This is a genomic window from Lichenicoccus sp. (genome assembly GCF_965277665.1).
GTDB lineage: Bacteria > Pseudomonadota > Alphaproteobacteria > Acetobacterales > Acetobacteraceae > Lichenicoccus.
Map to the genome: position 1 here is coordinate 99054 of NZ_OZ255835.1, position 14708 is coordinate 113761.

At 66.7% G+C, this 14708-nt stretch carries 11 protein-coding genes; 1 reads left to right on the forward strand and 10 read right to left on the reverse strand.

Annotation, left to right across the window (positions count from 1 at the left end; all coding sequences use genetic code 11):
* Nucleotides 1–6: 6 nt before the first annotated feature.
* The 4 genes from ACQY4O_RS00490 to ACQY4O_RS00505 form a co-directional block, all read right to left on the reverse strand.
* A complete protein-coding gene (locus tag ACQY4O_RS00490; RefSeq protein ID WP_428374298.1) occupies nucleotides 7–2481 on the reverse strand; it encodes a TonB-dependent receptor plug domain-containing protein in 2475 nt (824 codons plus the stop codon).
* A gap of 493 nt (nucleotides 2482–2974) precedes the next feature.
* Nucleotides 2975–4360 (reverse strand): dihydroorotase, encoded by a 1386-nt coding sequence (locus tag ACQY4O_RS00495; RefSeq protein ID WP_428374299.1) that lies wholly within the window; start codon nucleotides 4358–4360, stop codon nucleotides 2975–2977.
* Nucleotides 4361–4373: 13 nt separating this feature from the next.
* Nucleotides 4374–5153, reverse strand: coding sequence for an SDR family oxidoreductase (locus ACQY4O_RS00500; RefSeq protein WP_428374300.1), 780 nt, complete (start codon nucleotides 5151–5153; stop codon nucleotides 4374–4376).
* The gene (locus ACQY4O_RS00505) at nucleotides 5153–6097 is read right to left on the reverse strand and encodes a dihydrodipicolinate synthase family protein (protein ID WP_428374301.1); all 945 of its coding nucleotides are present in this window, start codon (nucleotides 6095–6097) and stop codon (nucleotides 5153–5155) included. Before ACQY4O_RS00505 ends, ACQY4O_RS00500 begins: the two co-directional genes overlap by 1 nt.
* 251 nt (nucleotides 6098–6348) lie before the next feature.
* Here ACQY4O_RS00505 and ACQY4O_RS00510 point away from each other — a divergent pair, with 251 nt between their 5' ends.
* Nucleotides 6349–7014 (forward strand): GntR family transcriptional regulator, encoded by a 666-nt coding sequence (locus ACQY4O_RS00510; protein WP_428374302.1) that lies wholly within the window; start codon nucleotides 6349–6351, stop codon nucleotides 7012–7014.
* A gap of 894 nt (nucleotides 7015–7908) precedes the next feature.
* On the opposite strand, the gene ACQY4O_RS00515 is transcribed toward ACQY4O_RS00510, so the two are convergent.
* The 6 genes from ACQY4O_RS00515 to ACQY4O_RS00540 all read right to left on the reverse strand — a co-directional run bounded on the left by ACQY4O_RS00515 (nucleotide 7909) and on the right by ACQY4O_RS00540 (nucleotide 14666).
* Nucleotides 7909–9120, reverse strand: a complete 1212-nt coding sequence (locus ACQY4O_RS00515) for an aromatic ring-hydroxylating oxygenase subunit alpha (RefSeq protein ID WP_428374303.1) — start codon at nucleotides 9118–9120, stop codon at nucleotides 7909–7911.
* A gap of 103 nt (nucleotides 9121–9223) precedes the next feature.
* Nucleotides 9224–10048 (reverse strand): TauD/TfdA dioxygenase family protein, encoded by an 825-nt coding sequence (locus ACQY4O_RS00520; protein ID WP_428374304.1) that lies wholly within the window; start codon nucleotides 10046–10048, stop codon nucleotides 9224–9226.
* A gap of 25 nt (nucleotides 10049–10073) precedes the next feature.
* Complete coding sequence (locus ACQY4O_RS00525) at nucleotides 10074–11363, reverse strand: peptidase M20 (protein WP_428374305.1); 1290 nt, start codon at nucleotides 11361–11363, stop codon at nucleotides 10074–10076.
* Entirely contained in the window at nucleotides 11363–12484 is a 1122-nt protein-coding gene (locus tag ACQY4O_RS00530) for an LLM class flavin-dependent oxidoreductase (protein ID WP_428374306.1), read from the reverse strand. The genes ACQY4O_RS00525 and ACQY4O_RS00530 overlap by 1 nt, the downstream gene beginning before the upstream one ends.
* Nucleotides 12485–12539: 55 nt before the next feature.
* A complete protein-coding gene (locus tag ACQY4O_RS00535) occupies nucleotides 12540–13784 on the reverse strand; it encodes a CynX/NimT family MFS transporter (RefSeq protein ID WP_428374307.1) in 1245 nt (414 codons plus the stop codon).
* A 261-nt stretch (nucleotides 13785–14045) separates the two neighbouring features.
* Nucleotides 14046–14666: an isochorismatase family cysteine hydrolase gene (locus ACQY4O_RS00540; RefSeq protein WP_428374308.1), complete on the reverse strand. Its 621-nt coding sequence runs from the start codon at nucleotides 14664–14666 to the stop codon at nucleotides 14046–14048.
* Between the last annotated feature and the right edge of the window lie 42 nt (nucleotides 14667–14708).

Consider the following 14708-nt stretch of genomic DNA (forward strand, 5'->3'; position numbering starts at 1 on the left):
CCTGCATCAGAACCGGTAGGTGCCGTGCAGGTAGTAGAAGCCGCCGCTGATGCCATAGGGCGAGTTCGCGTTGTAGATGCCGGCGCCGTTGAAGGTGCTCGTCGAGAAGTTCAGGGCGTTGGTGCGATCCGGATAGGCATTGAACAGGTTCTGCGCGCCGATCGAGATGCGCAGCCGCGGCAACGGCATGTAGCCGATATCGAGGTCCGTGGTCCAATGCGGGCTGAGGAATGAGTCGCCGCCGGTCACCGTCGAGGTGGCGACCAGCGACCCCCAGCGATGTTCGCGGATGATGACGCTGAACGGGCCGCGCGACCAGTTGGCGCCGAGGGAGAGATTGTTCTTCGGACTAGTCTCGGTGAGATTATGCTGCGCCTGGCTGTTGAAGACCTGCGTGCCGAAGACGGTTCGCCTGGCGAGGTCTGTCAGGCTCAGGATCCGGGCCTCGTTCAGGTTGAGGCCGAGGCTCCAGAGCACGCGCCCGTAATCCCTGAAGTCGCTGCGATAGTCGGCCACGATGTCGACTCCGCGGGTGCGGGTGCGGGCGCCGTTGAGGAAGTAGCGCGCCGCGTCGACGCCGCTCACGCCTTCGCTCTTCAGCAGGCTCGCGACGCCCGGATCGAGCACGCCGCTCGGCGACAGGCCGATATAGCCGCTCTCGACGATGCGGTTGGCGATGCCGACCTGATAGCCGTCGACGGTGACCGTCATGTGGCGAACCGGGTTGAGGACGATGCCGGCGCTGTAGTCGATGGAGGTCTCCGGCCGGAGGTTCTGCGCGCCGAGGGCCTCCGCGCCCGGGGAATAGACCGGCAGGTTGACGGAGTTGTAGGGGACGCCCTTGTAGAAGCTGGTCGTGCTGGACTGGAATCCTTCCTCGCCGAGGGAGGGTGCACGGAAGCCGTTGCTGATCGCGCCCCGGAAGGCCAGCCACTTTGCGACCTCGTAGCGCGTCGAGACCTTGCCGATCTTGTTGTTGCCGAAATCGTTGTAGTGCTCGAAGCGGCCGGCGACGCCGAGCTGCCATTGCGGCAGGATGCTGGTCTCGAGATCGACGTAGCCGCCGACATTGTTGCGCCAGAGATTGGCGGTCTGGCTCGGCAGGAAGCCGTTGAAGGATTGCGAGCCCGGCACGTCGAGGAATTGCCCACGGTTCGGTCCGGTCAGGATGGGCACGCCGCCGTCGTTGTAGGAGGCAGGCTCGCCGGCGACGATGCGATAGTTGTCGACTCGCTGCTCGACGCCCATGGCCACATTCAGCGGCTTGGCCAGGAGCGGCACCTTGAAAGCGCGGGTCAGGTCGAAATCGTTGGTGATCTCGCTGGATTCCCAGGCACCGTTGCGGAACTGGGTCGGGCTGTTGACGCCGTAGGTCGGATTGACCGAGTTCAAAACCAGGATCTCCGCATAGTTGCGGCCATAGGTCGAGCTCAGGTCCCATTTCCAGCCGAACAGGTCGTCGCCGCGCAGGCCGACTGTCGCGCTGACATCGTCCTGGATGACCTCCTCGCGCGGCTGGTAGCCGTCCGGAAACAGTCCGACTACGGCATTGTTGTTGTTCGGCTGCCGGTAGTTCTCCCACTGCATGCCGACATTATGGGAGTAGGTGCCGAACGCATACGCCTCGATCCCCCGGGTCAGCGGCTTGTCCAGGTTGGCGGCGAAACTCTGCGTGTTCTGCTGCGGGATGCCGTAGCCGCTATAGGTGACCCGCTTCGGCAGATTGTTAAGTGGATCACCGTTGTAATAGTACTGCAGAGTCGAATCGATGGCGCGGCTGGTGTGGTCCTGCCGGATGCCTTCGTAGGACAGGTGGATGAAGCCGTCCTTGCCCAGCCGGTACCCGACATCGTCGTCGGTCTGCCAGGTGATGCCGTCGCCCTCGCCGTAGGCGCCGCCGCTGCCGAAGATGGTGCCGCCGTGGTCGGAACTCTTCAGGATGATGTTGATGACGCCGGCGATGGCATCGGAGCCGTACTGGGCGGCCGCGCCGTCGCGAAGCACTTCGATATGGTCGATGGCCGACATCGGGATCAGGTTCAGGTCGACCGCCTGCGATCCGGTACCCACGGTGCCGGAAACGTTCACGACGCTGCTGACGTGACGACGCTTGCCGTTCACCAGCACCAGGACCTGGTCCGGGCTGAGGCCGCGAATGGTCGCGGTGCGGACGATGGAACTGACGTCGCCGCCGGCTTGGCTGGGCAGCGCCACGGACGGCAGCAGGTCGGCCAGCGCTTCCTGGAGGCCCGCCTTGCCGGTCTTCTGCAAATCCGCTGACGTGATCACGTCGATCGGGGTGGCGCTGCTGCCAACCGACCGCTTCACGCCGCGGGCGCCGGTCACGACGATGGCCTCCGACTGGTCGGATGAAGCGGCGGCGGTGGGGACCGGCGCGGCCTGACTTCGGGTGGCGTCGAATTCCGCGCCTGCCGACTGCGCCAGTGCGGGCGCCGGGCCGAGCACGGTGAGGGGCGCCATGAGGCCAAGGGTGCAAGGCAGGCAGGTCTTGCGGCGTCTGGTCATCGGCACTCTTCCCCACTTGCTCTGATTACAGGCACAGATGCCTCATTGTGTGATTACTTCTTGAGCACAAAGCCCAGTAAAAACGCACTCAAGGCTTCTCTGCAAGTCGAGTGCCCTTAAAACCGTCGTTCGCAGGGCATTTGCAATAACCTGATCTTGTAGCGGTGCGCAAGAGGTATACCAATTGGATGCAGGATTTTGCCGCCCCTTGCTGGCGTTCCCGGCCGGCTTGCGCCGGGCCGCGAAGAGCATCTGCGCAGTCTCTCCGCGATCGAGGCGCGGATCAGATCCGGGCCTCGATGTTGATGCGCGAGCACTTGCAGACTGTGGCGGCTGGCATCCTTGCGTCGCTTGCACGAGGCTGGCGCGCGTAGGCGATCAATCCCCCTTTGAGTCGGCGTTTGGGGCTAAAGGCACCAACAGGTCCAGGGCGGAGCCCTGGCCTGTGCTATCCAAGTCGCTCGACAAGCCGGGGGCAGTAGCGGCCCCAGCCGGGCTCGGAGGCGATCCGGCCGCTCCGCACGCCGGCGCTGCCGCGCAGGTAGGTGGCCGCGACACGCACGCCGAAATCCATGCCGTCGAACGGGCTCCAGTTGAGTGCATCATGGGCCTGCGAGGCGTCGTATGGAAAACTGCCGCGCTCCAGAACGGCCACGTCTGCATCGGCGCCGACGGCGAGCGCGCCCTTTCGTGGCCAGAGGCCGAAGAACTTCGCAGGCGCCTCCGAAAGATACCGGGCGCAGTGGACGAATGCCGTCTCGCCGGTGCCGTGCGCGGCGGCGATCGTGAAGAATCCGGGCAGCAGCGTCTCCAGCCCCGGGACGCCGGCGCTGGCGTCGAAGATGGACGGTTTCTGCTTGCGCTCCAGCGGCCAGCCGGCGTGATCCGACGAGACGAAGGCGACCTGGCCCGCTTCCAGAGCGCGCCAGAGTGCGTCGCGCACGCCGCCGCGTATCGGCGGGTTGACCTTCATGAGCGCGCCCAGGAGCGGGCCGTCGGCTTCGTCGTCCAGCAGCAGGTAATGCACGCACATCTCGCCGGTCGCCCTCGCACCGGAGCGGCCGTATTGCTCGACGAGGTCGAAGCCGCGCGGCACCGAGAGATGCACGATATGCGTATGCGCGCCGGTGGCGACGCCGAGTTCGAGGAACTGCGCCGTGGCACTCAGTTCCGCGGCTTGCGGACGGCTCGGCGAGTGCGCCGAGATGCCGGTCTCGCCGGCTGCCTGCAGACGCGCGGTGGCGGCGCGGACGATCTCCTGGTCTTCGTTGTGCAGGCCGACCACGATGCCGGCGCGGGCGGCGGCCTGCAGGACGTCGAGGGTCCGCGCGCTGTCGATGCGGGGGAACCGGGTCGGATGGTTTTCGAAAGAGGAGATCTTGATGGCGCAGATGCCGGCCTCGACCAGCGCCGCGATTTCGGAGATCGGCTGATCCCGCGAGACCGTTGCATAGAGCGCCACGTCGCAATGGGCTAGGCGGCCGATCGCGGCCTCCTTGCGCCGTAGTTGCGCGACGCTGGCGAGCGGTTCCGGCTCGTCATAGGGCATGTCGACGATGGTGGTGACGCCGCCGGCGATCGCCGAACGCGTCGTCGACTCGATGCCGTCATAGCCGCGCACGTTACAGGCATGCACCTGCCCGTCGATGACGCCCGGCAGCAGCCAGGAATCGCCATGATCGATGGTCTCTGCGGCCTCCGGCGCGGCGCCGACGCCGAGTGCCGCGATGCGTCCGTCGCGAATGGCGAGCCAGCCGCCGGTAAGGATCTCCCCCGGCGTGACGAGGGTGCCGCGCAGGACGGTGTCGAAACGCGTGGAGATGCTGGACGCCATGGCAGGTCCTTACTCAGATCGACCGGATCGCGCCGCCATCGACACGAACACGGCTTCCGGTCACGTAGGAGGCACGCTCGCTGCCCAGGAAGGCGACGACGCTCGCGAACTCCTCGGCGGTGCCGTATCGTCCGGCGGGAATGCTGGCGCGCGATGCGGTCGCGACGGCCTGCATGGTTTGCTTGCTGCGCGCGGCGGCGGCGGCGTCGAGTTCGTCCACGCGCTGCGTATGGATGCGGCCCGGCAGCACGACGTTGACGGTGATGCCGTCGCTCGCGACCTCGTTGGAGAGCGTCTTCGACCAGCCGACGATGGCGGCGCGGACGGCATTCGAAATCCCAAGATTCGGGATCGGCTGCTCAACACCCGACGACGCGATGGTGATGATCCGTCCCCATCGGCGCTCGATCATGCCGGGCAGGATCAGGCGCGTCGCCTCGAACAGGTTCGCGGCCATGGCGGCGAAGTGCTGCTCCCACACCTGTGCTTCGACCGCACGCACCGGGCCGGGCGGCGGGCCGCCGGAATTATTGACCAGGATGTCGATCGGACCCTGCCCGAGTATTGCGGCAATCGTCGCGGTCAGCGCCGCGCGGTTGGAGACGTCGACGGCTATCGGCCGGACAAGCGCCCGCACCTCCTCGGGCAGCGATGACGCACCGTCCGACCGTGCCGAGCGGGATCCCGCCAGGACCGTCACACCTTCCTGCGCCAGCGCGTTCGTCACCGCGGCGCCCAATCCCCGGCTGGCTCCGAGTACGAGCGCACGCCTGCCTGCGATGCCGAGATCCATCAGCTCAACTCCTCGATGCGTACAAGTTGATCGAGACGTCTGGCCTGCCGTGCGATCAGCCGCTCGACCTCGGCAGTTTCCATCCCGCTCAGCGCTCGTCCGGGACGCCGGATACGCGCCGAGGCGATCACCCCGCGAGCGTGCAGTACATGCTTGCGCGTGGCAAGGCCGATGCCCGGTTGCTGCTCGTAGCGCACCAGCGGCAGATACGCGTCGAACAGGTCCGACGCCGCGTCGGTATCGCCCATCGCGTGCAGCCGGCAGACCTGCACCATCATCTCGGGATAGGCGAAGCCGGTCATGGCGCCGTCGCCGCCGCGTGCCAGCTCCTCTGGAAGAAACAGGCCGCCATTGCCGACGAGGATGCTGATGCGGCGGCCACCCTTTGCTTCCGCCTGGCGCAGCGCCGTGATCTTGTCCAGGCCCGGCCAGTCCTCGTGCTTGAGCATGACGCAGGTGGGGATCTCGTCCGCGATCGTCCGCAGGATGGGTGCGGCAATTTGCACTCCTGTCGCCAGCGGAAAATCCTGCAGGGCGAATGGCACCGGACCGAGGGTCTCGGCCGTCATCCGGAAGTAGTCGACGATCTGACTGTCAGTGCGCAGGGTGGCCGGGGGCGCCACCATGACGCCGCTGGCGCCGGCGCCCATCGCCGCCTCGGTGAGTTCCTGCATCGAGGCGAAGCCGGGGCTGCTGACGCCGACGACCACCGGCACCGCGCCGCCGACCCGCGCGCACACCGCCTCGACGAAAATCCGCGACTCCGACGCCGAGAGCTTGGGAGCCTCGCCCATCATGCCGAGGATGGTGATGCCGGCCACGCCCTTCGACAGGTAGAAATCCACCAGCCGGTCGACGCCCGCCAGGTCGAGAGCGCCGCGTTCGTCGAACGGCGTGACCGAGACGATGAAAACGCCGGATGAGGTTTCGTCGAAAGTCAGCATCAGGCCTCTTCGAGGGTAGTGCACGCGCAGGAGCCGGACCGGCTCAGACCGGTATACCAAACTTATGCCATGAAAGGGAAGCGGCGGAGGTTCGGGTGTTCGCATCCCGAGGCGACGTATGGCGGGCGCCCTTGACAGGCGCGCGGGGAGCCGCCCTTACAGCCTGCTACGGCATGTCGCAGGCATTCCAGGACAGTACAGACAGGCCCGGAGCCGCCGTCCAGAGCCGGCCGGGTGGGGAGCAGAGACCGGTGAGCAGCCTCTTCACGTCACAGAAGGATCTCGGGGACATCGCCTATGAGAGGCTGCTCGACATGCTGTTGTCGGGTGAACTCGAGGGCGGAACGATCCTGCAGGAGAGGCGCCTGGCGGAGATCCTGAACATCTCGCGCACGCCGGTGCGCGAGGCGCTCGGCCGTCTGGAGGCGGAGGGATTGATCACTCGGCATGGCGGCCGGTTGATGACGGTCTTCAAGGTCTCCCCGAAGGAGTTCATCGAGGTGTTCGACGTGCGCAAGCTCCTCGAGGTGGAGGCCGCCGGACGCGCCGCCGACGAGCGCATCGACAAGGCGCTGGCCGAACACATCCGGGCGACGCTGCTGGGCCTGCTCGACGCCACGGCTCCCACGGCCGCGGAGCATTGGGCGGTCGATGATCTGGTGCACGGCGCCATCGCCGAGGCGGCGCAGAACCTGCTGCTGGCGACCATGATCCGCGACCTGCGCAGGCGCACGCATATCTTCAACACCAGGCGGATCCCGCGTCGGCTGCGTCCAGGCACGCTCGAGCATCTGGCAATGATCGACGCGGTTACCATCGGCGATAGGCTGCGGGCGCAGATGCTGATGGCGGAGCATCTGGAGAATGCCAAGCAGGCCGTGGTCGCAAGCCTCATCTCCGGTCGAGGTGCCGGGTAGGCTCCATCCGAAACCGCTTCTGTCAGCTCTCGTGCCGGAGAAAGCATAGTCGATTGATTTCCAACGTCAGCATTGACGCCAGTGGTGGCAGAGGAGCCCATTGCGGTCAGCAGGCCGTCCTAAGAGGCGTCAACTGACGGCCAAATGCTGTCCCCGCAACCACCTTTGCCGAACTCGCAAGCGCATCAGGAACGCCAGCCAGATTGGCCGGCGTGAGCGCGTTCCGCTCACCAGCCATCCCGAGCCGCAGCTTCCACAGAACAGCTCGGTCGGACAATGCTTCAGCCCAACGCAGACTCCGCCAGGCCCCTCCCGCGGCTCGTCCCTTGCGCTGAGGAAATACCCGCCCCTGCGAGCACTCCTCGTCAATCGCATACTATGGAAACTGCGGATAGGCGATCGCACCGGCCCTCGATCTCGTCCTTGCCTCTTCACGCCGGGAGAGGATCTAAGTCAGATCGCCTGGTAGGTCTTGTTGACCATCTCCATGATGTGGTCAGCATAGGAGCAGGGCGGGGGCACCGGCTCGCCCGGTTTAAGGCATGTCGGCGCCACCTCTCTCGCCAGCATCAAGCAGCCAGGGGCTGTTTGCGAACCCCTGCTGCTGGCGATCCGACGCGCCTTTTCTCCGCCCCGCTGCCCACGGCCAGACGGCCGCTGCGCTGCGGTGCTCGAAAAGCCACGCCGGCCGCGGTCCTGCGGACCGCTCTCATCCAGCATCAGCTGTTTGCAAACAGCATCTCAGGCCGGTGTGGTCACCCGAAAGACGCTCCCTTCAGAATCCAGCAGCGCTCAAGTCGCAATTTCGTCTAGCTCGAACAGGCAGGCATAGAAATCGGTGATCCTTTCGACATCGGTGCTGATCCAGGTAACGGAGGTGAGAACCTTCATGCGTTAATCTGCCGCAGCGCGATTTGAGACCCCGCGCAGCTGCGACCATGCATTGCGGTAGCGCGGCACCAGCCAGCTGTTGAACGCCTGCTGTGCGCCCTCCTGCCAGGAATAGCGACCACGCGGCGCGAAGCGGGAGCGCAGCCCGATCTGCACCAGCGCATCGACATGCAGGTCCTGCGAGACGATCTCCATTGCCGCGCTCATGTTCATCGCCATGCGATGCGAGAAGGATGGATCCTTCATGGCACTCGGTGCCACCAGCACGCCCTGGTCGAGCAGGTGTGTCTCCGGCCCATCCGGACGCAGGATCATGTAGATGACCATGTCGCTCGTCAGCACCAGGGACAGCGTCGGCGGGATGTTTGCGAACACCATCCGGTGCCGCTCGGTGTCGTTCAGGGTCGGGAACACCGGCAGCAGCGCACGCTGCGTCGCATTGAAGCTGGCATCGGGATGCAGCGTGCCGTTCAAACGGTAATAGCCGGCGGTATCGGCCGGAAGCGGCGGAAACTCGGCCAGATGGCTCGGCACGAAATCGTGCAACGCACCGTGATGCAGCTTGTTGGCGTGATAGCCATCATTGTTGTTCTCGAACATCACCTTCCAGTTCCACGCGAAACGGTTGGCCTCGCCGGGCCTCGGGCCCTCCGCGGTGGCAAGCGCATAGCCGGCGATCGCGCTCGCGACCGCTTCCAGCCGGGGTCCGAGAGGCTGCGCATCGCGATCGAAATTGATGAACACGAAACCCTGCCATACCTCGACGGCGAAGCTGGGCAGTGCGTTGCGGGACTTGTCGAACGCGCAGGACCGGTCCATCGCCGGGGCGCCGATCAGGCTGCCGTCCAGGCCATAGGTCCAGTGGTGGTACGGACAGACGAACGCCTTCTTCTGGCCATGTCCCTCCGCCACCAGCATCGCCCGGTGCCGGCAGACGCTCGACATCGCCCGCAGCGTCCCCTGGCGGTCGCGTACGATCAGGATCGGCTCGCCGACGATCATGGTGGTGAAATACTCGCCGGGCTGCATCGCCCAGGATTCGCGACCCACGCACAGCCATTCGCGGTCGAACAGCGCCGCCTTTTCGAACTCGTAGAAGGCGGGGTCGGTGTAGCAGAGCGGCGGCAGGCTCTCGGCGTTTTCGGTGGCGACGATCGAGCTTTCCAGCCCGTCGAAGAGGGCGTCGTCCAGTACCCGGCTCACACTCAGGCTCATCGCGGTTGTTCTCCTCGAGGCGCGTCCTGTAGCAGGCTACACGCGCCGCCTCTTGCCTCGGCGCGTCGCTGCTCTTGCGCCGGGATGCGGGGTCGGCCGCCGCTCAGACTGGCCGATCGCCGGCGACCGTCACGCGGTATCCGGAACGGACGTCCGGAAAATAGTCCCAGATCGCCTGGTGCTGGGTGCAGCGATTGTCCCAGAAGGCGATCGAGCCGGCCTCCCAGCGAAAACGCACCTGGAAGTTCGGGTTCATGCAATGGACGTAGAGGAAGTGCAGGATCGCGTCGCTTTCCGGCTTCGGCAACTGGTCGATCTTGGTGACGTAGGACGAGTTCACGTAGAGGCACCTGCGCCTGGTGATCGGATGTGTCCGCACCACCGGATGGCTGTTGCAGGGAAAGCGCTTGGTCGGGTCGTTGGTGATCGGCCGGTAAACGTGCTCGGCATCGTGGGTCGCGGTCAGCCCCTCGAGGTAGGTCTTCATGCGCGGCGACAATGCGTCGTAGGCCGCGTACATGCTGGCGAACATGGTGTCGCCGCCGTTCTCCGGCACCCTATGCAGAGAAAGGATGCTGCCCATCGGCGGCTCGGCGTCACAGCTGAGATCGGTGTGCCAGGTCTCGCCGGCGACGAACTTGGAGTTCGCATCCGCATGGATGGCGACGATCTCGGGATGGTCGGGCAGCCCCGCCACCCCGGAATGGATGGCAAGCCGGCCAAACGCCAGACCGAGCCGCTTGTGGTCGTCATGGCTCAATGTCTGGTCCCGGAAGAAAATCACCTGGTGCCGCATCAGCGCGTCGTGCAGCGCCTCGAGCCGCGCTGCCGTGAGCGGCTGCGACAGGTCGATGCCGTGGATCTCGGCGCCGATGCGCCGCGTCAGCGGGTGCACGGTGATGGACGCATCGGGTCGGGTCAGCATCATAGGCCCTCCATCAAAGGCTCTCCGGTCAGCTGTTTTCTTGGGGTGCCGCGACGCCGCAGATCTCGATGGCGGTCATGGCGTAGAGACGGGCGCAGTCGACCAGGTCATGCAGGGTCGGCCGGTGCCGTGGCGGCCCCATGGTGACCGCTGGCACGCGGTTCATGTTGAACACGTTATGGTCGCGCCACATCGACGAATAGACCGGGCTGGCGATGCGCAACGTCTCGCCGCGCACCGTCTGCAGCGCGTTGCCCAATGCCTGCCGCAGTGGCCGCACCTGCGCCTCGTCGGCGGCGAAGGCATTGCGTACCGTCATCGGCTGCAGGTCGAAATCCGAGAAGCCGGCCTGTTCCAGGGTCTCGCCGATTTCGCGTCGCACCGCCTGCAGACGGCTCGCCGGCGTCAGCCCGACCTCGACATAGAGGGCGCAGACCGCGGTGCCCCCGCCGATGGCGTGCGGCACGCCGGCGCGAACGGCGCCGATCTGCACCTTGGGGACGGCGATGCCGCCGGCGCTCTCGTAGCGGTGCGCGTGCTCGTACTGGCGTCCCCAGTGGTTCAGCGCGGCGATCGCCGCGCCCAGATGGTAGATCGGATTGGGGTGGGCGCGCGGGTCGGCGGGGCTGTCCAGGATCGGGGTGTAGGCCTCCTCTCCGAACAGGCGAATGCGGAAGATCGCATAGCCGCTGCCGACGGAGGTGACGCCGAAATCGGTGCCCTCGGCGGCGATCATGTAGTCCGGCGCCACGCCGCCATGGTGCAGCATGTACAGCGCGCCCACATCCTTGCCGGAATTGGCCACACCCTCCAGCTCCTCGACCGGGTCCGGACCGATCTCGCCCGGGCAGGCGGTGAGGATCATCTGGCCGGCGAGGCGGATCCCGGCGGTCCGCAGCGCCTTGGCGGCCATCAGGAAGCAGCTCATCGGGCCGCGATCATTGGCGATCGCCGCCCCGATGAAGGTTCCGTCCTCGATGCGGTTCAGCTCCGGCGGAGGGGTGTCGGGCCGCTCGCGCCAGGCGTCGTGGCGGTCACCCATCGGACCCTCGGTGTCGAGATGCGAGCTGAACAGCAGGTCGCGGGCGGAGCCGCGTCGGCCGAAGCCGCCATAGGAGCCGACCACGCTGAAGCGGTGCGGTACCGCGGCCACCTTGCGCGGACCGAAGCCCTCGCGCGCCATCCAGTCGAACACGTAGTGTCCGGCCTGTTCCTCCCGGCCCTGGCTGGAGGGAATGTTGCTCAGTTCCAGGACCAGCGCCTGCAGTTCCTGCGCATCCAGGGCCGCATCGATGCGGGTGAGCAGGTCGTCCGGCATCAGGCGGCGACCGTGGTCAGGAAGCGCTTGCGCAGCGCCGGCAGGATCTCGTCGCCGAAGCGGCGCAGGCCGAGCTTGTAGTCCGGAAAGATCAGCATCATGCCGTCGAGGTCGCAGCGCTCCATCATCTGCGTCATTCGGCGCGTGACCGTGTCCGGACTGCCCGCCACATAGGGCCCGGTGATGCCGGTGCGGGCCCGGGCGGTGAACGCGTTCTCGCGTCCGATCTCTGCATCGATCATCCCGTAGGACCGCAGCATGCCCTGGAACGCGCCCTCGTCGAAGCCCTCGCGGAAACGGGCTACGGTGGCATCCCCGGCCGCGTCGCTGTCCTCGATGATCAGGATCAGCATGGCATAGGTGCGCAGGTGCCGGCCGGCCTGGCGGGCAAGGTCCTTGGCGCGCAGGCTGACGCTGCGGAGTTCGTCGTCATCGCGGCCGCCGATGAAAATCGCGTCGGTCTCCTCGACGGCGAAGCGCATGCCGCGCTCCGACATGCCGGCCGCGACGATGAACGGGCGCGGGGTCTGCACCGGCTTCGGGAAGGACTGGCAGTCCTCGAGGGTGAAGTAGCGGCCATGCGCGGTGACCGATGGTTCGGTCCAGAGCCGCTTGATGTCGCGCAGCCATTCGGTTGCCAAGTCGTAGCGCTCGTCATGGCCGATATCCTGCGGCCACGCCCCCATCTGGGCGAACTCGCCCTTGTAGGCGCCCGGCACGACGTTGAGGCCGACGCGGCCATGGCTCACGTGGTCCAGCGTCGCGATCATCTTGGCGGCGACCGCGGGGTTCTGCAGCAGGGTGTGGAAGGTGGTCCAGATGCGCACCCGCTCGGTCTGCGCCGCCAGGGCAGACATCAGCACCAGGCTGTCCAGCGCGCAGTGCCAGTGCTCGGTGCGGCCGCCATAGCCGCGGAACTTGGCCATCGACATGATGAAGTCGAGGCCGATCTCCTCGGCCAGCAGCGCGGCCGTTCGATTGTACTCGTAGGAGCCGTCGATCACCGGCGTGGTCGAGGACAGGATCCAGCCGCCATTGGCGATCGGCATGAAGATGCCGAGATCCTTGCCGCCGGTATCGGATGGCAGGCCGAACGCGGTCGGCTGAAGCAGCGTATCCATGATTTTTATTCCATCGCATACTGGATGCAGGCCAGGCCGACCGGCGAGCGGCTCCTCAGGGTCGGCCAAGCTGGCCGGCGGGCAGGCCATCGTCGGCGACCTTGGCACGCAGGGACATGCCGGGCTCGCGACGCAGAAGGATGGCCGGGATCAGGGCCACCAGGCACAGCCCGCTCACCACCAGGAAGATCGGCGAGAAGCTGCCGGTGCGATCGGCGACGAGGCCGGCCGCCGACGGCCCGATCACGGCCACCGTGGTGATGCCGGTCGCCACCCCGACCAGGGCCGGCGTCACGACGCGCCCGAAGCGGCGCAGCAGCAGCAGGTGCGCGCTCAGCCACGACGTGCCCCAGCCAACGCCGAAAAGTCCGGCGGCCAGGAAATTGAGCGGGATCGACCGTGACAGCCCGAACAGCGCCAGCGCGATCCCGTTCAGTGCCAGGCTGGCGATGAGCATCTGCAGCGGGTGGATCCGCTCCGTCAAAGCCGCGGCGCCCCCCTTGGCAAGGGTGCCGGCCAGAGCCACCAGCCCGATGGCCATCGCACCGGAGCTGGTGGTGGCGCCAAGCAGGTGCATGTGCGCGACCAGCGAGCTGTTCAGAACCGTGAGCGCGGTCTGCACGACGGCCATCGCGAAGGCGGTGACCAGGAAGGGCCGCGTCAGCATGGCGCTGCGCGTGGTCCAGCTTGGTACCGGCGCCGCGTGCACCGCGGCAGACTCCGCGGCGACCGCCTGCTCGCTGCGATCGCGCACCAGGCAGGCGCAGATGACCGCCAGCACGACGGCCGCGCCCGCCATAAGCGCCCAGTGCAAGCGCCAGTTCTCGGTCCAGGCGACGCTGGCATTGACCAGGATCGGCCCGAGCACACCGCCGGCGGAGCCACCCATGAAGTAGAAGCCGACGATCCTTGGCGCATGGTCGGCAAACCACCGCGGCACCAGGAACATGCCAGGCACCGGCGCCACCAGGCTGAAGGCGGTGCCCATCAGAATGATGGCCACGAAGAATTCCATGATCCCGCGGGAGACGGAAGCGATCAGGAACGCCGCCGCCATGAGCAGACATCCGCCGGTCGCGGTCCATCGCGGCCCGATCCAGCGGATCACCACCGCCGGCAGCGGGCTCGACAGGCCGCAGGCCAGGCCGAGCAGCGAGAAGCTGAAGCCTGCCTCCGCCAACGACCAGTGCAGCTTCGCGCACATGGTGAACAGGACGACGGCGAGAGAGGTGAAGGTGGTAGCGGTCACGAAGAAGAACGCCAGCGACAAGGCGCTGAGGACGGTCCACCGATTCTGCATGTGCCACTCCCTGTGATCCGCACCATGTCGGCTGCAGCGGCGACCGGGACGGTGGTCGCGGCCGGATTTTTCTTGGACTTCCAGCTCCAGCGACCTTCGAACCTCCAGGGGCTTCCGGCGCTCCAGCGCCGTGCGAGTGTCACACACGCTGGCGCTCCGGCTCTTGCCCCAGCGCGTCCGCTGCTTGATCGCGCCGGAATTTCAGTTCGCCGCTGCCTAGCAATGAGGCAGATGTGAGAGGGATCAGTGCGGATGCCGACGTCAGCCCCTGTACGCCCACCCGGCCAACACGGTATCGCTCGCCACCAGCACCGCGCAACTGGAGCCCAGGGCGGCCAGCGCATGGACGTGCGCAGCCTCGCTGTAGGCGATACAGGCGTCGGCTGCGACAAAGACGTTGAGATCTCGATGGAAGGCGTCGCGCACCGTGCTGTCGACACAGCATTCGGTCGTCATGCCGGCGACGACGAGCGTGTCGATGCCGCGCGCAGCCAGGAAGTCGGCCAGTTCGGTGCCGACGAAGCAGGAGTACAGCCGCTTGGCGATCTCCAGATCGCCGGGTTGCGGCCGTAGCCGGTAGTAGTCCGCGCCCGCGGTGCCTTCGCGGCAGATCGCGGCCGCGGACGCGTCGCGTCCGGTGCGCGCGTGCAACAGGCGAAGCGCGCGGGGGTCCGTCTCGGGCGCTGTCACGACACGGGCGAACCCGACCGGCACACCGGCATCGCGCGCCGCAGCGACCAGCGTCTGGGTGCGGTCGATCATCGTCTCGACGCCGGACAGGTCAAGGCCGCACCGGCCCATCGCGCCGTGCGGGCTCGCGAAATCCACCTGGATGTCGATCACCAGCAGCAGGGTCCGCGCGGCGGAGGCGGCCTCGGCCATCACTGCCGGCGAAAGAGGGTTCAACTCCGGAAGGACAGGGGT